This window comes from uncultured Aquimarina sp. (assembly GCF_947492965.1).
Lineage (GTDB): Bacteria > Bacteroidota > Bacteroidia > Flavobacteriales > Flavobacteriaceae > Aquimarina.
In genome coordinates, this window is sequence record NZ_CANLOZ010000001.1 from 563,504 (window position 1) to 582,678 (window position 19,175).

The 19,175-nt window shown below is 33.0% G+C and carries 22 protein-coding genes; 20 read left to right on the plus strand and 2 right to left on the minus strand.

What is annotated here, in order from left to right; all coding sequences use genetic code 11:
• The first annotated feature begins 140 nt into the window (after positions 1–140).
• The 20 genes from gcvH to tsaB all read left to right on the plus strand — a co-directional run bounded on the left by gcvH (position 141) and on the right by tsaB (position 17,129).
• Entirely contained in the window at positions 141–521 is a 381-nt protein-coding gene (gene gcvH / locus Q1B37_RS02320) for a glycine cleavage system protein GcvH (RefSeq protein ID WP_299894985.1), read from the plus strand.
• Positions 493–903: a VanZ family protein gene (locus Q1B37_RS02325; protein ID WP_299894988.1), complete on the plus strand. Its 411-nt coding sequence runs from the start codon at positions 493–495 to the stop codon at positions 901–903. Before gcvH ends, Q1B37_RS02325 begins: the two co-directional genes overlap by 29 nt.
• Positions 904–1,059: 156 nt before the next feature.
• Positions 1,060–1,785, plus strand: coding sequence for an energy transducer TonB (locus Q1B37_RS02330; protein WP_299894990.1), 726 nt, complete (start codon positions 1,060–1,062; stop codon positions 1,783–1,785).
• Between the two features lie 106 nt (positions 1,786–1,891).
• Complete coding sequence (locus Q1B37_RS02335; protein WP_299894993.1) at positions 1,892–2,638, plus strand: energy transducer TonB; 747 nt, start codon at positions 1,892–1,894, stop codon at positions 2,636–2,638.
• Positions 2,639–2,749: 111 nt separating this feature from the next.
• Complete coding sequence (locus Q1B37_RS02340) at positions 2,750–3,493, plus strand: energy transducer TonB (RefSeq protein ID WP_299894995.1); 744 nt, start codon at positions 2,750–2,752, stop codon at positions 3,491–3,493.
• Positions 3,494–3,724: 231 nt separating this feature from the next.
• The gene (cyoE, locus tag Q1B37_RS02345; RefSeq protein WP_299603509.1) at positions 3,725–4,627 is read left to right on the plus strand and encodes a heme o synthase; all 903 of its coding nucleotides are present in this window, start codon (positions 3,725–3,727) and stop codon (positions 4,625–4,627) included.
• Entirely contained in the window at positions 4,618–5,199 is a 582-nt protein-coding gene (locus tag Q1B37_RS02350) for a cytochrome c oxidase subunit 3 (protein ID WP_299603506.1), read from the plus strand. Before cyoE ends, Q1B37_RS02350 begins: the two co-directional genes overlap by 10 nt.
• Positions 5,200–5,247: 48 nt before the next feature.
• Positions 5,248–6,231, plus strand: a complete 984-nt coding sequence (locus Q1B37_RS02355) for a cytochrome c oxidase subunit 3 (RefSeq protein ID WP_299894997.1) — start codon at positions 5,248–5,250, stop codon at positions 6,229–6,231.
• Positions 6,232–6,256: 25 nt separating this feature from the next.
• Complete coding sequence (locus Q1B37_RS02360; protein ID WP_299603500.1) at positions 6,257–6,616, plus strand: cytochrome C oxidase subunit IV family protein; 360 nt, start codon at positions 6,257–6,259, stop codon at positions 6,614–6,616.
• A gap of 100 nt (positions 6,617–6,716) precedes the next feature.
• Entirely contained in the window at positions 6,717–7,370 is a 654-nt protein-coding gene (locus Q1B37_RS02365) for a hypothetical protein (protein WP_299894999.1), read from the plus strand.
• Between the two features lie 2 nt (positions 7,371–7,372).
• The gene (locus Q1B37_RS02370; RefSeq protein ID WP_299895001.1) at positions 7,373–8,107 is read left to right on the plus strand and encodes an SCO family protein; all 735 of its coding nucleotides are present in this window, start codon (positions 7,373–7,375) and stop codon (positions 8,105–8,107) included.
• A complete protein-coding gene (locus tag Q1B37_RS02375) occupies positions 8,100–8,642 on the plus strand; it encodes a DUF420 domain-containing protein (protein ID WP_299895004.1) in 543 nt (180 codons plus the stop codon). The genes Q1B37_RS02370 and Q1B37_RS02375 overlap by 8 nt, the downstream gene beginning before the upstream one ends.
• A gap of 31 nt (positions 8,643–8,673) precedes the next feature.
• On the plus strand, positions 8,674–8,892 hold the full coding sequence (locus tag Q1B37_RS02380; protein WP_299895835.1) for a hypothetical protein: 219 nt from the start codon (positions 8,674–8,676) through the stop codon (positions 8,890–8,892).
• A 240-nt stretch (positions 8,893–9,132) separates the two neighbouring features.
• Positions 9,133–9,834 carry an ABC transporter ATP-binding protein gene (locus Q1B37_RS02385; protein WP_299603488.1) on the plus strand — a complete coding sequence of 234 codons (702 nt, stop codon included), beginning with the start codon at positions 9,133–9,135 and terminating at the stop codon, positions 9,832–9,834.
• On the plus strand, positions 9,827–11,074 hold the full coding sequence (locus Q1B37_RS02390) for an ABC transporter permease (protein ID WP_299603486.1): 1,248 nt from the start codon (positions 9,827–9,829) through the stop codon (positions 11,072–11,074). Before Q1B37_RS02385 ends, Q1B37_RS02390 begins: the two co-directional genes overlap by 8 nt.
• Before the next feature lies 1 nt (position 11,075).
• Positions 11,076–12,341, plus strand: a complete 1,266-nt coding sequence (locus Q1B37_RS02395) for an ABC transporter permease (protein WP_299603483.1) — start codon at positions 11,076–11,078, stop codon at positions 12,339–12,341.
• 58 nt (positions 12,342–12,399) lie between these two features.
• The gene (locus Q1B37_RS02400; protein WP_299603481.1) at positions 12,400–13,512 is read left to right on the plus strand and encodes an efflux RND transporter periplasmic adaptor subunit; all 1,113 of its coding nucleotides are present in this window, start codon (positions 12,400–12,402) and stop codon (positions 13,510–13,512) included.
• A 115-nt stretch (positions 13,513–13,627) separates the two neighbouring features.
• A complete protein-coding gene (locus Q1B37_RS02405; protein ID WP_299603479.1) occupies positions 13,628–15,076 on the plus strand; it encodes a TolC family protein in 1,449 nt (482 codons plus the stop codon).
• A 77-nt stretch (positions 15,077–15,153) separates the two neighbouring features.
• Positions 15,154–16,434: an efflux RND transporter periplasmic adaptor subunit gene (locus Q1B37_RS02410; RefSeq protein ID WP_299895007.1), complete on the plus strand. Its 1,281-nt coding sequence runs from the start codon at positions 15,154–15,156 to the stop codon at positions 16,432–16,434.
• 35 nt (positions 16,435–16,469) lie between these two features.
• Complete coding sequence (gene tsaB / locus Q1B37_RS02415; protein ID WP_299895010.1) at positions 16,470–17,129, plus strand: tRNA (adenosine(37)-N6)-threonylcarbamoyltransferase complex dimerization subunit type 1 TsaB; 660 nt, start codon at positions 16,470–16,472, stop codon at positions 17,127–17,129.
• A 103-nt stretch (positions 17,130–17,232) separates the two neighbouring features.
• Here tsaB and Q1B37_RS02420 read toward each other — a convergent pair whose 3' ends face one another.
• Together Q1B37_RS02420 and Q1B37_RS02425 are read right to left on the minus strand one after the other, a co-directional pair.
• Positions 17,233–17,937, minus strand: coding sequence for a hypothetical protein (locus Q1B37_RS02420; RefSeq protein ID WP_299895012.1), 705 nt, complete (start codon positions 17,935–17,937; stop codon positions 17,233–17,235).
• A 457-nt stretch (positions 17,938–18,394) separates the two neighbouring features.
• Positions 18,395–19,090: a hypothetical protein gene (locus Q1B37_RS02425; protein ID WP_299603469.1), complete on the minus strand. Its 696-nt coding sequence runs from the start codon at positions 19,088–19,090 to the stop codon at positions 18,395–18,397.
• Between the last annotated feature and the right edge of the window lie 85 nt (positions 19,091–19,175).

The following is a 19,175-nucleotide window of genomic DNA, read 5'->3' on the forward strand; positions in this document are numbered from 1 at the left end:
TAATGGATATATCAAAGTTTTTTGATATCAACAGGAGCAGAATTAATTTTTGATAAATTTTACCGCTCTTTTTCTAAAGTTTGATAAAATAAATTTATTTTCGTCTTCAAAATAATAAGAACTTATAAATACTCTTTCGAATGAATATTCCTTCAGAATTAAAATATACAAAAGATCACGAGTGGATTAAAATAGATGGTGATATAGCTACAGTAGGGATTACTGATTTTGCACAAAGCGAATTGGGTGATATCGTTTATGTAGAAATTGAAACAGTTGGTGAAGAGCTGGAACAAGAAGAGGTTTTTGGAACAGTTGAAGCTGTAAAGACGGTTTCGGATTTATTCTTACCACTAACTGGAGAGATTACAGAATTTAATGAAACATTAGAAGGAGATCCTGAACTTGTAAATAGTGATCCTTATGGAGAAGGATGGATGGTGAAAATCAAGATTACAGATGATTCACAAATAGAAGGACTTTTATCTGCAGATGATTATAAAGCACTTATTGGGGCATAAATTCCTTTTTTCGCTAGCAATACTCTATACAGGTATCATTACTTGGCTTTCATTAGCCAAAGTATTTATTCCAGTTCATGTACGAGTTGAGGGAAGCGATAAGATTGGACATTTGTTAGCATATTTTGTTTTTGCAATTGTTTGGTTTTTGTTTTTCTTTTTTTCAAAAAGACAGTCTAGAAAATTTACAACAAGTTTTATTTGGGCAGCTTTGTTTGGATTTGCGTATGGGATACTGATGGAAATATTTCAAGCGACACTAACTAGCTATCGAAGTCCCGATTGGAAGGACGTAATAGCGAATGCCAGCGGTATTGTTTTGGCAGTATTTTTGCTTATAATACTTAAGAATAAGATAGTTACCTATAAAACTAATTTATAAAATTGAATAAAGTAGAATGGCTTTTGTGTTTTAGCGACATATATAAGAGGTCATTGTAAAAGTTAAAAAATGTATTTTTTGTTTTACATTTCCATGTTTACTTGGAAAATACAAAAGAAATTAGCTATTTTAGCATTCATATAATAACATTGTAGTATGGAACCAAAGAAAAATCCGAAAGCCGATTTAACCAAAAAAAGTTCGTTGTTTTTGCAATTGGGGCTAATTTTAGTGCTTTTAATTACATGGCAAGCGATTGAGTATAAAACTTATGATCGAAGTAATATCGATATTGGTCAGGTAAATCTTGATGAGTTAGAAGAGGAAGAAGTTCCAATTACTCAAAATTTAAATACTCCACCACCTCCACCACCTCCACCACCAGCACCAGAAATTATTGATGTTGTTGAAGACGAAGAAGAGGTTGAGGAAACAATTATCGAGTCTACCGAAACAAACCAAGAAGAAGAGATCGTAGAAGTAGAAGAAGTAGAAGACGTAGAGGAGGAAGAAGAGATAGCAGATGTGCCATTCGCAGTTATTGAAAATGTACCAGTTTTTCCAGGATGTGAGAAAGAAGCTGGAAACGCTGCTAAAAAGAAATGTATGAGTGATAAGGTTAAGAAGTTTGTTAACCGTAAATTTAATACAGAATTAGGTAGTGAGCTTGGTCTTTCTGGTGTAAATAGAATCTATGTTCGATTTAAGATTGATAGAAGCGGAAATATTGTTGGTGTGCAGGCGAGAGGTCCACACCCAAGACTAGAAAAAGAAGCCCAAAGAGTAGTAAAGATGTTACCTAAAATGACGCCAGGTAAGCAAAGAGGAAAAGCTGTAGGTGTACTATATTCTTTACCTATCGTGTTCCAGGTTCAAGATTAATTACATTTTTTTAAAAATATATTATAAATCCCGCTGTATTGTTCAGCGGGATTTTTTTTGGTATGCTTGTTGTGCGTAGTTAGACGTAACGTTAAAACTAAGTAATATGAGTAACAAGCATGAAGCTAATGTTCGAAAAGGATCATTAGTAAACTTTCAGATTGGACTTATTGCAAGTCTACTATTCACCTATGTGATGTTCGAAGTATATACTTCAGAACCAATTAAAAAGATTGCGGATAAACCTGTGGTCATTGACGATGAACACTTGGTTTGGGATGGTGCTTTTGAGGTTTATCAAGAGCCAGAGCAAAAAGTAGTGGCGCAAAAACAACCCGTGCCTATTCCTGACCCTACTGATTTCGAAGTGGTGGAAGATGATGTCGTTTTAGATGATCCTACTGATGAGTACGAAAGCAAGGAACCAACAGAGGTAAGTGTTCCTTTTAATCCGGATGCTATTTCTAGTGAAGAAGAGGAAGAGATTCCGGAAAATGTTCCTTTTTCGGTAGTGGAAGATGTTCCTATTTTTCCAGGTTGCGAAAAATTGAAAACCAATAAAGAAAGGGCAGCTTGCTTTTCTGAAAAGATTAGTAAAATTATTTCCAGAAAATTCGATACTAGTATTGGAGGCGATTATGGTTTAAGCGGTGTGCAAAGGATTTATACCTTATTCGATGTAGCTGCTGATGGAACTATCCAGAATATACAGGTGCGAGCTCCTCATCCAAAGTTGAAAAAGGAAGCAGAAAGAGTTATTCGTTTGTTTCCTACTATGACACCTGGGAAGCAACGCAAAACTCCTGTAACAGTAAAGTACCAGCTTCCGATCGTTTTCAAAGTTCAGGATTAAGAACAACTATTTTTTAAAATATGAGAATCCCGTTACGAATATCGTAAACGGGATTCCTTTTTGGTATGCTTGTTGATTTCAATTTTAATTGTAACGTTAAAACTAAATAATATGAGTAACAAGCATGATGCTAATGTACGAAAAAGTATGTTGGTGAACTTTCAGATTGGGCTTATAGCAAGCCTTTTATTCGTTTTTACGATGTTCGAAACATATAGTTCTGTTTCGGTAATTGCACCACCAGACGATGAAGTTGATAACATAGAGGATGTTAGCTTCACGATGGATGTTTTTAGGGTAGAGAAACCAAAAATTGAAAAACAAATGGTTGAGGCGAAAAAAGTAAAGAAACAGGAGTTGGTGGAGCTAAATAAAGCTGAAGAAAAGTCGGTTGTCGATAAACTTACAAAACAACTTGGTATAATAAGCGATAAAGGGAAAACTAAAGCTGTTCCCGTCGATTCAATTTTAGACATTGTTGAAACCAAAAATATTACTTACGATATCAATAAAGTTACTGTGGCTCCAATTTATCCAGGATGTGAAGGGTTGTCCAGTAATGATGAAAGAATTGCTTGTTTGTCCAGTAAGATTAAGAAAATAGTTTCTTATAAATTCAATACTGATTTAGGTGCTGAGTATGGTCTTAAAGGAATGCAAAGAATCCATGTTCAGTTTCAGGTAAGTAAAGATGGATCTATAAATAATATTAGGGTAAGAGCACCACATCCAGCTTTAGAAAAAGAAACCAAACGAGTGGTAAGAAAATTTTCTAGGATGACACCAGGAAAGATTGGTAAAGATGCTGTAAATGTGAAATATTATTTGCCAATTAAATTTAAAATAGAAGAATAGTTGCTAAGAATAGTGATAAAAGTCTATCCTCATAATTGGATAGACTTTTTTAATATTTTTTCGGTATGATTTGTAAGTGTTTAGAAGTGCCTTTGATTGAGCTAAATGACGCTTAATTTGTGGAACAGTTGTTAAAAGGTGAATTATAAATAGTTATAAGTTGTCTATAATGCTTTTAAGGCATATCTTTGCACAACTTTTTTTAAAAGCAATTTAGATAACGTGCAAAATTTGAGTATAACCCAAGTAGATACTGCCAAAGTTTCTGTTATTCAGGATTTTAAAGAGATTACTAAAATGCGTCTTGCATTGAGTGTAGTCTTTTCTTCTGTTGCAGGTTACCTTTTGGGAGTAGAAAGTATATCTTGGACCACATTAGGTCTTCTATCTATAGGTGGATATTTTATGGTGGGTGCATCTAATGCTTTTAATCAGATCATAGAGAGAGATCTGGATGTGCTAATGGATCGTACAAAGAATAGACCTATTCCATCAGGAAGAATGTCTGTAAGTACTGCTTTTATAATAGCAAGTATATTTACAATATTGGGAATTTCAGTATTGTTTGTGATCAATCCACAAACAGCTATGTTCGGTGCGATTTCAATTTTTATTTATGTAAGTCTTTATACACCACTTAAAACGAAGACACCTCTGTCAGTTTTTGTGGGGGCAATTCCAGGAGCAATTCCTTTTATGTTAGGTTGGGTAGCAGCGACAGATAACTTCGGAATAGAACCAGGAACACTGTTTATGATTCAGTTTTTTTGGCAATTTCCTCATTTTTGGGCTATTGGGTGGTTTTTATTCGATGATTATAAAAAAGGAGGCTTTTTTATGCTTCCTACGGGAAAAAGAGATAAAGGTACTGCAACCCAGGTAGTGATTTATACAGTATGGACAGTTGTTACATCATTAGTACCTGTTTTTGGTGTTACTGGACGACTGTATATTACACCAGTATCAGGAATCTTAATTCTTATACTAGGTGTTTTTCTATTAAGATATGCAATACGTTTGTACAAGGTTAAAGATGCTAAAACTGCGAAACAATTAATGCTTGCAAGTGTTTCTTACATTACTTTATTGCAAATCATTTATGTGGCTGATAAATTTATTCGTGTATGGATTTAACACAAGGAACGACAATCGAAAAACAGAAAAGAGCCAAAAAAACTATGATGTGGTTTGCTATGATAAGTATGACCATGACATTTGCTGGTTTAACAAGTGCTTATGTAGTAAGTAAAACTAGAGAAGACTGGTTGACTGATTTGGTTTTTCCGAATGCTTTTTTAATTAGCTTATTTATCATTATTGGGAGTAGTATTTCTTTTTACATGGTAAAAAAAGCAATTGAAAAAGAGAATAGAAGTTTAGCAACTTTGTTATTATTGCTAACTTTAGTATTGGGAACGTTTTTTGTTTTTATGCAATTTCAAGGTTTTGCGGATATTATGGATCAAGGGTATTATTTTACAGGTCCATCTGCAAATATTGTCCCAACGTTTTTGTATATCATAGTCGTATTACATATAGTCCACGTAATTGTTGGGCTAATCGTACTTTTAGTCGTAATTTATAATCATTTTAAACAAAAGTATAAAACAGGGCAAACCCTTGGTTTAGAACTGGGTGCTATGTATTGGCATTTCGTAGATGTTTTATGGGTTTATCTCTTTTTATTTTTATATTTCGTTAGATAATAAAATTGATTACTTTTGTGGAAAATTTAACAATACCAAATTCTTTATATGGAAACAACTGTTACTAATACAGGTACAGAAGGTAAAACTTGGGGTGGAGGTAACAAACCACTGAAAGTGAGTTATGGTAAGATGATGATGTGGTTTTTTATCCTGTCTGATGCACTTACATTCTCTGGGTTTCTTGCTGCTTACGGTTTTTCAAGATTCAAATTCATAGATTCATGGCCAATCGCGGATGAAGTGTTTAATCACTTTCCATTCCTTCATGGAGTAGATGCTCCGATGTATTATGTGGCATTAATGACGTTTATATTAATATTTTCTTCAGTAACAATGGTACTTGCGGTAGATGCAGGGCACCAAATGAAACAGAAGAAAGTAATTCTTTATATGTTCTTAACGATTATTGGTGGAGCGGTTTTCGTTGGTTCTCAGGCTTGGGAATGGAAAAATTTCATCAAAGGAGAGTACGGAGCGGTAGAAACTAAAGGAGGTCAGATACTGCAGTTTGTAGATAAAGAAGGTCACAGAGTCGCATTACACGATATAGCTATTGTAAATGCTAATAAGGATAGAGAGCAACACCAAAGCAAAAATGGAATTTGGTACGAGTCAGAAAAAGAGCTGCCTACGTATACAATTCAGGAGATAAGAGACGGTTTTGCTAAAAAAAGTGACTTATTGATAAGAACTCAGATTTTAACGGAGAAAGGTGAAAAGACGATCTTATCTAGAGAAGAGTCCTTAAAAAGATTAAATACGGATGCTATTGGTATTGTAGAAGGAGCGAATCTGATTCATAATGAATATGGAACACCGTTGTTTGCTAATTTCTTTTTCTTTATCACAGGATTCCACGGATTTCACGTATTATCTGGAGTTGTGATCAATATTATCATATTTTTTAATGTGATCTTAGGGACATACGAGAGAAGAAAGAATTACGAAATGGTGGAGAAAGTAGGACTTTATTGGCACTTCGTAGATTTAGTTTGGGTATTTGTATTTACATTCTTCTACCTGGTTTAATTATTAAAAAGATTTTAAAATAGATATGGGACACGATACAGCACACCACGAATCAAATACCAAAAGAATATGGTATGTGTTCGTTTTATTATCAGTAGTGACGATAGTAGAAGTGATTTTAGGTATTATCAAACCTGCATTTTTAATAGAGACTACAGTTATTAGTATGAAATTGCTAAACTGGATCTTTATTATCTTAACGATTTACAAGGCATATTACATTACATGGGCTTTTATGCATATGGAAGGAGAGACAAAGGGACTTCGTAGATCAGTTGTTTGGACAGCAGTATTTCTAATCAGTTATTTGATTTTTATCTTGTTAACCGAAGGAGATTATATTTATGAAGTTTTCAAAGCTGGTCATAAAAGCTGGGACTTTTAATTAAGATATACAGACGTTAAAAACGTAATAAAAGATAGTAAAAGACGGTTGGTTTCAGCCGTCTTTTTTATTTTTGCAGATAAGTTAAGTTGTTGATTTAATGAAAAAATTTTTAGTTCTAGGTATATTATTTATTCTGCCAATAGTAGCATACTTATTTTTTGCTTCAGCTGTAGATAATTTCTCCAAACTCCCGGTTTTAGTAGAGTCCGTTGGCGATCTTAATAACTTCGAAAGCCTTGAAAAAAAAGACATAACATTACAGGATAAAATCACAATTTTAGGTTTTTTAGGAGATGACATCCTTAGTAAACGAGGTAACGCTTTCAATCTTAATCAGAAAATATATAAAAAGAATTATGAATTCAGAGATTTTCAATTGGTAATGGTTTGCCCCTATGGTAGCGAAAATCAATCCAAGGAGCTTATTAAAGAATTAAGTAAGTTAACTGATGTATCTGGTTGGAATTTTGTTTTTGGTACTCCTGAGAGCATAGCAAGTTTTTTTAAAGGGTTAAAAACACCGTATTCTTTAGATGAGAAGAGTGCAACAGATTTTGTCTTTATCATAGACAAAAAAATGAATCTAAGAGGGCGAGAGGAGAACAGAGAAAAGAATGAGATAGATGTATATGGATATGATACTAGCTCTGTAGCTGATCTTAATAACGTTATGGTAGATGATGTGAAGGTGATATTAGCGGAGTATCGTTTGGCATTAAAAAAATATAAAGCAGATCGTAAAGAAAAGTAGCTATGAAAAAATATTCATATGTTGGTATATCTTTTATTATCCTAGTTTTTGGAATCATTTTTATTCCTAGAATAGTAAATAGAGTAAAGAAGTCTTCTATTGTGGAAAATGATAGGATGAGTGCGAGCAATCCAATAGTCAATCAAAAGCTTTCTTATATTAAAATTAACGGAAAACCAAGAAAAGTTCCTGAGTTTGCGTTTCTGAATCAAGATAGTTTACTGATTACTAATCATGATTTTAAAGGAAAGGTTTTTGTCGTAGATTTCTTTTTTACCAGCTGCCCTACGATTTGTCCAAAAATGTCTAAGAATTTGGTGTATTTACAGGATAAATTAAAAGATTATAAGGATTTTGGTGTAGCTTCATTTACCATTAATCCAAGACGCGATACTCCAAGTATCCTAAAAAAGTACGCAGAAAACTATGGTATATCAAACCCTGATTGGCATTTACTCACCGGAGAACGAGAAGATATATTTGATTTGGCAAATGCTGGATTTAATATCTATGCTGCGGAAAATCCTGAAGTACCCGGAGGTTTTGAACACAATGGTCATTTTGCATTAATAGATAAAGATGGATATATCAGATCTCGTTATGATGCTTCTGGTAATCCTATTATTTATTATAGAGGTGCTATTGGTGTAGAGGAAAAAAAGGATGAAAATGGAGAAGAAGAGCAAATAACAATCTTGTTAGAAGATATAAAGAAATTATTAGAAGAGGATGAGTAAGAGTGTTTCAGAAACAGAAAGTAAATACAATAAATGGATTGTTGTATTGTCTATTGTTATTCCTGTTGCAGTGGCAGCGTTGTTTGGCGTAAATCTTAGGAAATTAGGTTTTGATGTAGAGCCTTTAACGTTCTTACCACCAATTTACGCTACGATAAATGGATTAACAGCAGTAATTCTTGTGATTGCATTTTGGGCAATAAAGAATAAAAAAGTACAATTACATGAGAACCTCATGAAGACTGCTATTGCATGTTCTGTTCTTTTTTTAGTAATGTATGTAGCATATCATATGACCAGCGATTCTACTAAGTTTGGAGGAGAAGGAATCATTCGTTATGTATATTATTTTATTCTAATAACACACATTATATTATCGATTGTTATTATTCCGTTTGTTTTGATAACTTATGTGAGGGCATTAGCTAAGAGTTTCGAAAGGCATAAAAAAATTGCTAGAATTACATTTCCAATATGGTTGTATGTTGCAATTACGGGTGTTATTGTTTATCTAATGATATCTCCTTACTATTAATTTATAACTTCTAAATTGGAATCCTCAGATGATGAGATTAAAATATATATGGATTTTAGTGTTGGCGCTGTTTTTTACACTTCCAATGGATGCACAATGCGCTATGTGTCGTGCTGTGTTAGAAAGTGAAGAAGGTCAGCAAACTGCTAAAGGAATTAATAACGGGATCGTATACCTTATGATTATCCCATATATTTTGATTGGCACTGTAGGATATTTTATTTACAGAAATAAGAAAAAAGCTTCCTAGGAGATTTAATAGCTTTTTACTCAATATAAATGTTTAACATTTTAATAACACATGCTACTGTAACGAAATTGATGTAGGATTAGTCTTATCTAATAAGACTACACTAACCAATCTTTTGTATTTCTGGAGGGGAAACCAGAAACAGCATATAAAACATACTATTTTTAGTACCAAGGTGTAAGTCTTAGTTTATATTAATGAAGGTATCATATTGTGCCTCATAATCTTAATCTAAGTATTATGATTGAAATTAAAGACTTGCATAAATCTTACCAAATGGGGAGTAATTCTCTGCATGTTTTAAAAGGAATCAATTTTAATGTTAATGAAGGGGAACTTGTTTCTATCATGGGGTCATCGGGCTCTGGAAAATCTACGTTGCTAAATATTTTAGGAATGCTCGATGAAGCTGATTCTGGAAGTTACTTTTTGGATAATATTCCTATTAAAAACCTTAACGAAAAAATCGCCGCTAGATATCGGAATAAATTTCTAGGGTTTATATTCCAATCTTTTAATTTAATTAATTATAAAAATGCCTTGGATAATGTCGCTATGCCATTATACTATCAAGGGATTAAAAGGAAGGAAAGAACGGACAAAGCACTTCATTATCTGGAAAAGGTTGGATTAGCAGATTGGGCAACACACTTACCGAACGAATTATCTGGAGGACAAAAACAGCGGGTAGCGATTGCGAGGGCATTAGCATCTGAGCCGAAAGTACTGCTTGCAGATGAGCCAACAGGAGCATTGGATACTAAAACCTCTTATGAAGTAATGGATCTGATTCAGGGAATAAACGATGAAGGTAAAACAATCCTTATTGTTACTCACGAAGAGGATATAGCGCATATGACCAAACGTATTGTTAACCTAAAAGATGGTCTTATTATAGATGACGGTATTGTAGAACAAGTAAGAGCAAATTCATATGTTTAATATCGAACGCTGGCAGGAAATATTTGAGACAATTCGTAAAAACAAATTAAGAACCTTTCTAACCGGACTGTCTGTTGCTTCAGGAATATTTATTTTGGTAATACTTCTTGGTGTGGGACAAGGAATGCAAAATGGAATTGCAGAAGAATTTGAAGGCGATGCCTCTAATAGTATATGGGTTTGGACAAGACCAACATCCGTAGAATATAAAGGAATGAACCCAGGAAGGTTCTTTAGCATGACCAATGAAGATTTTGATTTTATTCATAAGACCAATGAAGATGTAATAGAATACGAATCATCTAGAGTGAGAATTTGGAATGCTACAATATCATATAAAAAGGAATCTGGAAGTTATAGAATTGAAGGTGTTTTTCCAGGTTTTCAATTTATTGAAAATCAGTCCATGGTATCGGGTAGGTTTATCAATCAGAATGATATCGACGAAAAGGGTAAGATTGTAACACTGGGAAGAAAAGTGAAGGAAGCCTTGTTTAAAAATGGGGAAGATCCAATAGGAAAATATGTTAAACTTAATGATATTCCTTTCAAAGTTGTTGGAGTATACACGGATAAAGGTGGAGAACGGGAAGAGGAGCAGGTTTCTATTCCTTCCACTACAGCACAACAGGTTTTTAATCGTGGTCAAAATATTAATAATCTATCTTATACTCTTAAGCCAGAAAAAGATTTTGAAACTGCAGTAGCAAAATCTGAAGAATTTGTGGCTTCAATTACCAGATATTTAAAAAACAAACACGTTATCGCTCCAACAGACGATCGAGCTATTGGAATCGGGAATTCTTTAGAGCAGGCTAAAAGATTTTATAGCTTGATTTTTATGATCAAAGCCTTTTTCTGGTGGGTAGGAGTGTGTACGATTATAGCAGGTGTAGTAGGGGTAAGTAACATTATGCTTATCATTGTTAAGGAACGAACAAAAGAAATAGGTATTCGGAAAGCAATAGGGGCATTACCTTCTTCCATTATTGGAATGATTTTGCACGAAGCTATATTTGTGACTGCTATAGCAGGTTTTACTGGATTAATTTTTGGATTGATTCTATTAGAAATAGTAGGGCCTATGGTCAAAACAGATTTCATATCCAATCCTTCTGTAAATTTCAATATTGCCATTACCACCGTATTCATATTAATTATTGCAGGAGCACTCGCAGGATTTTTTCCAGCATGGAGAGCAGCAAAGATCAAACCCATTGTAGCACTTAGAGACGAGTAATATGTTTAATAGAGATAAATGGAATGAAATAATAGAAGCCCTAACGGCTAATTGGTTTAGAACCTTGTTAACTGCATTTGGAGTTTGTTGGGGGATATTCATTTTAGTAATACTGCTGGCAGCAGGAAAAGGGTTGGAAAATGGTGTAAAACGAGGCTTTGGAGATATTGCTACGAATACCATGTTTATGTGGACACAGATTGCAACCAAACCTTATAAAGGTCTACCCAAAGGAAGAAGATTTAATTTTAAAATAGGAGATGTAGCTTCAATTAGAGAAAAAGTACCTGGATTACTATATATTTCTCCTCGTAATCAACTGGGAGGCTTTGGAGGGACTAATAATGTTGTAAGAGGTTTAAATACCGGAGCTTTTAATGTTTATGGTGATTATCCTGAGATCATTAATCAAGATCCAATTACTATAACTTCTGGAAGATTTGTCAATTATGGAGATATCGATAATAATAGAAAAGTAGCTGTGATTGGCGAAGGAGTTAAAAAAGAGTTGTTTAAAATAGGTGAAGATCCCATTGGTGAGTATATAAAAATTAAGGGGGTTAGTTTTATGGTGATTGGAACTTATATGAAGAAATCTAATAATGGAGATCGAGAACAAGGCCAAAATGAAATTTTTGTTCCTTTTACTTCTTTTTCGCAAGCTTTTAATAGGGCAGATAACGTTGGATGGATGGCGATTACAGCACAAGATGATCACTCAATTACCAAGTTGAAGAAGAATATAATAGATGTAATGAAAACTAATCATACCATACATCCTGAAGATAACAGGGCAATTGGAAATTTTGATCTGTATCAAGAGTTTAGTAAGATTAATGGACTTTTTATTGCCCTTAGAGGAGTAGCTTATTTTGTGGGAGTTCTGGTATTATTATCGGGTATTATTGGTATTAGTAATATTATGCTGATAGTTGTGAAAGAACGAACTAAAGAAATTGGAATTAGACGTGCCCTTGGCGCTTCCCCTTGGTCTATAAGAGGGCAAATTTTATTAGAGTCTATTTTTCTAACTATTATTTCTGGTATGACAGGCATTGCAGTATCTACAGGAGTTATATTTTTAGTAAATAAAATCTTAGATGGGATACCCGCTACTAATGAAACGATGTTTGCAAATCCTAGTGTAGATCTCACAGTCGTTTTTGTGGCTTTACTCATATTAATAACAAGCGGACTTTTAGCTGGTTTAATACCAGCACAAGTTGCTATCAAAACAAAACCAATAGATGCTTTAAGAGCAGAATAAAAATAAATCAATCAAAGTTTTACTGTTGCAATAGTAAACAAATCAATAAACACGGAAAATGAAAAAAACAATAACAGTTATTATCTTACTTCTTATAGTAGTTGTATTCGGAGGCGCATTATATTATTTGTATCAAAAAAATCAGGAAGATCCTGTAACTTATAAAACAGAACAAAGTACTGTAGAAACGATTATTAAAAAAACCGTAGCAACAGGAAGTATTGTGCCGAAAGAAGAAGTGTTAATAAAACCAAACATTTCTGGAATCATTGAAGAAATATATATCGAAGCTGGAGATCAGATTAAGTCCGGTGATCTAATTGCTAAAATTAGAGTGATACCCAATGTGTCTTCATTGCAAAGTGCTAAAAATGCGGTGCAAACAGCAAAAATAGATTTGGATAATCAGGAAAAAGTTTTCAAAAGACAAAAAGAGTTGTTTGATAAAGGAGTTATTTCTGCAAATGAATTTGATGGTTCGGATGTAACTTACAAACAATCAAAACAAAACTATGAAGCAGCACAGCAAAATTATCAAATTGTTAAAACAGGAACTACACGAGGATTAGGAAGCGCTGCGAATACATTAATCCGCTCCACAGTTTCTGGGATGGTTTTAGAAGTTCCGGTAAAAGAGGGGAATCAGGTGATTGAATCAAATAATTTTAATGATGGTACCACTATCGCTGCTGTAGCAGATGTAGGACAAATGATTTTTGAAGGAAACGTAGATGAAAGTGAAGTAGGAAAAATTAAAGAAGATTTACCATTAGAAATAACGGTAGGAGCGATAGAAAATAAAAAATTTGATGCCGTTTTGGATTATATTGCACCGAAAGGAAAAGAAGAAAATGGAGCCATTCAGTTTGAAATTAAAGGTACACTGAATAAAAAGGATACCACATTTATTAGAGCAGGACTAAGCGCAAATGCATCTATTATTTTAGCAAAAGTAGATAGTGTAATGGCATTGAAAGAATCTCTTATCCAGTATGATTCGAAAACACAAAAGCCTTTTGTAGAAGTGGCTACAGGAGATCAACAGTTTGAAAATAGAGATGTTGAGTTAGGAGTAAGTGATGGAATTCATGTAGAAATTAAAAGCGGAATCACGAAAGAAGATAAAATCAAAGTTTGGAATCAAATTAAGAAACCAGAGTTTGGAAATTAATTTTTTTCAAAAAAAGTGTAACAACAATAATCAATAGTATACAAATAGGTATCAGAAACGTAAATTTAAGTATAAGAAGATGTTTCTGAGCGACCTTTTAAATAAAGAGAAACCGATGAAAGTTAAAATTTCAATTATTTGCTGTGTCCTTTTTGGGATGCTTACTGTACAAGCACAAGATAAAAAATGGACATTAAGAGAGTGCGTGGAATATGCTTTGGAAAATAATATTACTATTAAACAATCAGCACTTAATGTAGAAAATGCAGCAATAGATAAAAAAGATGCTTTGGGTAATTTTTTACCATCTCTAAATGCACAGGCATCTAACTTTTGGAGATCAGGTTTAGCAACAGATCCGATTACAAATACGAACAGTACGGCAACTTTTAGAAGTTCATCATATGGTATTAATGTTGGGATTACTTTATTTGATGGGTTAAGAAACGTGAAACAGTTTCAAAGAGCAAAATTGAATAAACTTTTAAGTCAGTATAATCTTGGAAAATCTAAAGACGATATTGCGTTGTTTGTAGCTAATAGTTACTTACAAGTTCTATTGAACAAGGAATCTTTAAAGGTAATAGAAAAGCAACATGAAATTACCTTAGAACAGTTAAAAAGAACAAAGGATTTGGTAGATGCAGGTGTTTTGCCGCAAGGAGATCTTTTGGAAATAGAAGCGACCTCTGCAGATGAGCTTACCCGAATTGTACAAGCGGAAAATGCTGTGTTAATCGCTAGAGTAGGACTTGCACAAACACTATTAATAAAGGACTATGAAAAGTTTGATATTGCAGAGCAAGATTACCTAGTTCCGTCTTCTTCGATTTTGAATAAGTCTGTTGATGAGATTAGGTCTAGTGCTAGAGAAGCTAGATATGAAGTGCAAATTGCAGAACAAAATAAGCTAATTGCAGAAAAAGACTTAGAAATAGCAAGAGGTGCTTATTATCCTACATTAAGTGGTTCGTTTGGATATAATACTAGTGAAGTTGGAAATGATACATTCAGCAGATCAATTGATCCAGACAACCCAACAGTAGATTTACCAATTGGATTTGTTGGAAATACTGGAGAGGAAGTATTTCAAACTCAGCCAAACTTCTTAATACAAGAAGCGGGACCTACACCATTTATAGAACAATTGTATAATAATGATGCACTTTCTTATGGATTATCCCTTTCTGTGCCAATTTTTAATGGTTTCGCAACTAGGAATAATGTAAAAAGAAGTAAGATTAATGTTAAGCGTACACAGTTTCAGCTAGAACAAGCGGAGCTAGATTTAGATAGTAATGTATATCAGGCCTATTTGGATGCTAAAGGATCTGCTGAAGCTTATGAGGCTTCTTTAGTTGCTGTAAAGGCGCAAGAAAGAGCTTATGAGTACGCGAAGGATAGATATGATGTTGGAAGAACAAACGCATTTGATTTTAGTCAGTCAAAATTCAGATTAGAAAATGCACAGAGTAATGAGGTGCAAGCAAAATTCGATTACATATTCAAGATTAAAGTACTAGAACTTTATTTTGGAATCAAAATAGCAGACATAAAATTATAATTTAAATAGTCCATTAAATTTGGGCTACTTAACTAAAGATTGTAATTTCATTTTATAGAATTAATTTAAACTAAGTCATGAGTAGAAAAACTTTACTAATCATTTTAATTTTTGTTATTGTTTTAGTTATTGGACTTGTCTTGGGCAAAAAAGCAGGATGGTTTGGTAAAGATGGAAACCTAAAAGAAGTAGAGATTTCAGAAATCCAAAAGCTAGATATTGTAGAAACCGTTTCTGCTACAGGAAAAATTCAACCAGAGGTAGAAGTGAAGCTTTCTTCTGAGGTTTCTGGAGAGATCATTGACTTACCTATAAAAGAAGGTCAGCAAGTACAAAAAGGAGATCTCTTAGTTAGAATTAACCCAGATATTATCCAATCAGGATTAAATCGATCTCAGGCGGCATTGGAAAATGTTAGAGCAGGATTACAACAAGCTGAAGCTAGTTTAAAAGAAGCTAAGTTAAGTTACGAACGTAATAAAGAATTGTTCGACAAAGGCGTAATTTCCAAGGCAGAGTGGGATACTTCAGTGTCGGCTTATGAAGTGGCACAAGCAGCGAAACAATCTGCTTTTTATAATGTAAAAAGTGCTCAGGCAACTGTGAATGAAGCAAAGGATAATTTAAGTAGAACAACGATCTACGCACCAATGAGTGGTACGATTTCTAAGTTATCGGTAGAACTCGGAGAAAGAGTAGTGGGTACACAACAAATGGCAGGGACAGAAATAGTTAGAGTTGCTAACTTGAGTAATATGGAAGTAGAAGTTGATGTTAATGAAAATGATATTGTAAAAGTTTCTCTTGGTGATTCTACTATTGTTGAAGTAGATGCGTATTTAAAAAAACAATTTAAAGGATTAGTTACCGAAATTGCTAATTCTGCAGAAAGCACATTAAGTGCTGATCAAGTAACTAACTTTAAGGTAAAAGTTCGTATTCTAGAAGAGTCTTATAAAGATTTGACAGAAGGTAAACCAGAAAGTTACTCACCATTCAGACCTGGAATGACAGCAACAGTAGATGTTATTACCAATAAAAGAGAGAGTGTAATTGGAGTTCCAATTAGTGCAATAGTAATAAAAACTGATACTTCTAGTAGTGCTAAAAGGAAATATACGAGGGAAAAAATAAAAGAGTCTGACGAGAAATTTGAATGTGTTTTTGTTAATGATGGAGGATCTGCTAAACTAAGAGTTATCAAAACAGGAATTCAGGATGATAGCAATATAGAAATTACAGAAGGCTTAAATGTTGGAGAAAATGTTATTGTGGGGCCTTATAATGTTGTTACAAAGACATTAAAAACAGGAGATAAAGTAACTTCTAAAAAGCAAAGAAAAGCCAAAGAAGAATAAGATTATTAAAGGTATCTTTGCATAAATTTTTTAAGATGGCCTATATTCTTTGTTTAGAGACTTCTACAACTAATTGTTCTGTATCACTATGTGAAGATGGTAAAGTAATTGGCTTTAAAGAAGATTACGATACCAAATATTCTCATGCAGAACGCCTGCATCAATTCATAAAGATCGTACTGGAGGAGGCATCAATAGAGTTTAAAGAGCTTAATGCAATAGCAGTAAGTAAAGGGCCTGGTTCCTACACAGGTCTAAGAATTGGAGTGTCCTCTGCAAAAGGACTTTGTTATGGTCTACAAATACCATTAATATCTATAAGTACCTTACATTCATTAGCGATGCAAATACAATGCGATAAGGGATATATTGTGCCAATGATTGATGCTCGTAGAATGGAAGTATATTCAGCTATATTTTCTAAAGATTATAAGCAAGAAAGATCCATAGAAGCTGAAATTTTGGTAGAAGATTCGTATCAATCTTATTTGCAGAATAATGAAGTATGTTTTATCGGTAATGGTGTATCCAAGTTTTCGGAAATTTGTGAGCATAAAAACGCTAAGTTTTTTCCAGAAAAATTACCGTCTTCTAAAGAAATGGCAATCTTGAGTTATCAGAAATATGTAAATAAGGATTTTGAAGATGTTAGTTATTTTGAACCTTATTATTTAAAAGATTTTGTAGCGGGTTAGGCTTAGGGAAGTAATACAATATCAATTCACAGAAGTTATTTTATACAACAAAAGAGGTCATCTCAGAATAAGATGACCTCTTTTGTTTTGTTTTAAATATATTTTAATCTCTTCTACTTCTATCGCTAAGTAAACTTCTAGATCTATTGCCGTCCGTACTTTTTAAAGCATTATATCTTGATACTAATCGAATAAGATCTTCTTCCTTTCTTACCTTAATACGATTTTTTTTCATGTATTTCTTTAACTCTTCTTCTTTATCACTTAAAGCAGCTAAAATCTCTTTCTTATCCATTGGAAGTTCCATTATAATCCCACGTTCTTCTAAGAAATATTTGGTTTTGATACGCACCTTTCCTGGTGTTGCAGTACCACTTACCGAACCTTTTGGATCAGGTTTAGTTATCTTCACAGAATATTTTTTATAGATTCTATACTTTTCATTTAGCTCTACCAAGACATAATACCCCGGTTTTTTTAACCCACGCTGAGTTTTAAAATTACAATAGTAATAGTAATCTCCGTCTATTCGTGCATGTGATGTAGGACTCTTTAAAAGTTCGAATAAATCACCGCCTTTTTTGAATTCTAATGCATCTGTGTAAGCATTATATCTTAGTTTGGTATCAAAGGTTCCTGACTTTTCATCAATGACACTTGCATCCTTATATTTTAAGGTTTTGTGTATAGAACCATCATACTCGTCAAAAGTAGTTACTCTTTTGGTTGGTTTTAGTAAAGATTGCGGAAGTTGCGCAAACAATAAAGGCGATATTAATAAAAATAATAAGTGTAGTGTTTTTCTCACGATCTATTGATTTAGGTGTATTAAATTTAATAAAACGTAGGTTTAAATACAAAAATTACAGTTTTAATACTTTATTTTTATTGATTATTCAATACTTTTAAATTATTGGCAATTTATTAATGAGAAATAACATATTTTGTTGAAAATATAACATCTATTTTTTACGGGAATACTGTAAAGTTTGTCTCGAAAACGTTTTAGTTTGTAGGAAATTACTTCATTTTGTTTGCTAAAAGTTTGATTTTCCGATCGTAAAACGTTACCGAGGAATTATCTATTTTGAAAGGGAATTTTTAAACTTTTAAACTTGTTTTTATGGCCTGCCTGAATCTCTTTTATGTTATAGGTACGTTATAGAGTCAAAAAGTTAGTTGATAAGCATAAAAAAACATCTAGGAATCAAATTCAAAGATGTTTTTTTATTTATAAATGACCTTAAAAGAAACTAGTACATACATTAATTTCTTCTAGTGAGTAAACTCCTTGATCTACTTCCATCTGTACTTTTTAATGCATTATACCTGGATACAAGACGGATTAAATCTTCTTCTTTTCTTACTTTAATACGCTCCTTTTTGATGTATTTTTTTAGTTCTTCTTCCTTATCGCTAAGCGCAGTTAGTAGCTCCTTTTTGTTCATAGGAAGCTCCATAATGATACCACGTTCTTCGAGAAAATAAGTGGTTTGCATTTTTAATTTTCCCGCAACATTATTGCCATTGGCAGCACCACCTTCATTAGGTTTCTTAATTTTTAAATCAAACTTTTTATAGATTTTATATTTCTCATTTAACTCTACCAACACATAATATCCTGATTTTTTATGACCTCGTTGTGTTTTAAAATTGCAATAATAAAAATAGTCTCCATCTATTCTTGCATGTGAGGTAGGTTTCTTTATTAATTCATATAATTCTGATCCTTTTTTAAACTCTAATGCATCTGTATACGCATTATAACGAAGTTTTGCATCAAATGTTCCTGACTTTTCATCTATCACACTAGCATCCTTATATTTAATACTTTTATACATAGAGCCGTCATAGTCATCAAACATAGTTACTTCTTTGGCAGGTTGGATTAAAGACTGCGGAAGCTGAGCAAATAAAAAAGGTGAAATTAATAATAATGGAAATAGTAATAGTTTTTTCACGATTGTTAGATTTAGGTGAAATAAAATTAATAAAACGTAATATTTAATGCAAAAAATAGCTTTTTAATATCAAATTTTTATCAAT

Coding starts and splice junctions, on each gene's coding strand:
- Q1B37_RS02405 (WP_299603479.1), top strand. CDS start 13,628: ATGAAAGTTAAAATTTCAATTATTTGCTGTGTCCTTTTTGGGATGCTT.
- Q1B37_RS02410 (WP_299895007.1), top strand. CDS start 15,154: ATGAGTAGAAAAACTTTACTAATCATTTTAATTTTTGTTATTGTTTTA.
- Q1B37_RS02390 (WP_299603486.1), top strand. CDS start 9,827: ATGTTTAATATCGAACGCTGGCAGGAAATATTTGAGACAATTCGTAAA.
- Q1B37_RS02395 (WP_299603483.1), top strand. CDS start 11,076: ATGTTTAATAGAGATAAATGGAATGAAATAATAGAAGCCCTAACGGCT.
- Q1B37_RS02330 (WP_299894990.1), top strand. CDS start 1,060: ATGGAACCAAAGAAAAATCCGAAAGCCGATTTAACCAAAAAAAGTTCG.
- Q1B37_RS02350 (WP_299603506.1), top strand. CDS start 4,618: ATGGATTTAACACAAGGAACGACAATCGAAAAACAGAAAAGAGCCAAA.
- Q1B37_RS02335 (WP_299894993.1), top strand. CDS start 1,892: ATGAGTAACAAGCATGAAGCTAATGTTCGAAAAGGATCATTAGTAAAC.
- Q1B37_RS02375 (WP_299895004.1), top strand. CDS start 8,100: ATGAGTAAGAGTGTTTCAGAAACAGAAAGTAAATACAATAAATGGATT.
- tsaB (WP_299895010.1), top strand. CDS start 16,470: ATGGCCTATATTCTTTGTTTAGAGACTTCTACAACTAATTGTTCTGTA.
- Q1B37_RS02360 (WP_299603500.1), top strand. CDS start 6,257: ATGGGACACGATACAGCACACCACGAATCAAATACCAAAAGAATATGG.
- Q1B37_RS02400 (WP_299603481.1), top strand. CDS start 12,400: ATGAAAAAAACAATAACAGTTATTATCTTACTTCTTATAGTAGTTGTA.
- Q1B37_RS02325 (WP_299894988.1), top strand. CDS start 493: ATGATTATAAAGCACTTATTGGGGCATAAATTCCTTTTTTCGCTAGCA.
- gcvH (WP_299894985.1), top strand. CDS start 141: ATGAATATTCCTTCAGAATTAAAATATACAAAAGATCACGAGTGGATT.
- Q1B37_RS02355 (WP_299894997.1), top strand. CDS start 5,248: ATGGAAACAACTGTTACTAATACAGGTACAGAAGGTAAAACTTGGGGT.
- Q1B37_RS02340 (WP_299894995.1), top strand. CDS start 2,750: ATGAGTAACAAGCATGATGCTAATGTACGAAAAAGTATGTTGGTGAAC.
- Q1B37_RS02370 (WP_299895001.1), top strand. CDS start 7,373: ATGAAAAAATATTCATATGTTGGTATATCTTTTATTATCCTAGTTTTT.
- Q1B37_RS02385 (WP_299603488.1), top strand. CDS start 9,133: ATGATTGAAATTAAAGACTTGCATAAATCTTACCAAATGGGGAGTAAT.
- Q1B37_RS02380 (WP_299895835.1), top strand. CDS start 8,674: ATGAGATTAAAATATATATGGATTTTAGTGTTGGCGCTGTTTTTTACA.
- Q1B37_RS02365 (WP_299894999.1), top strand. CDS start 6,717: ATGAAAAAATTTTTAGTTCTAGGTATATTATTTATTCTGCCAATAGTA.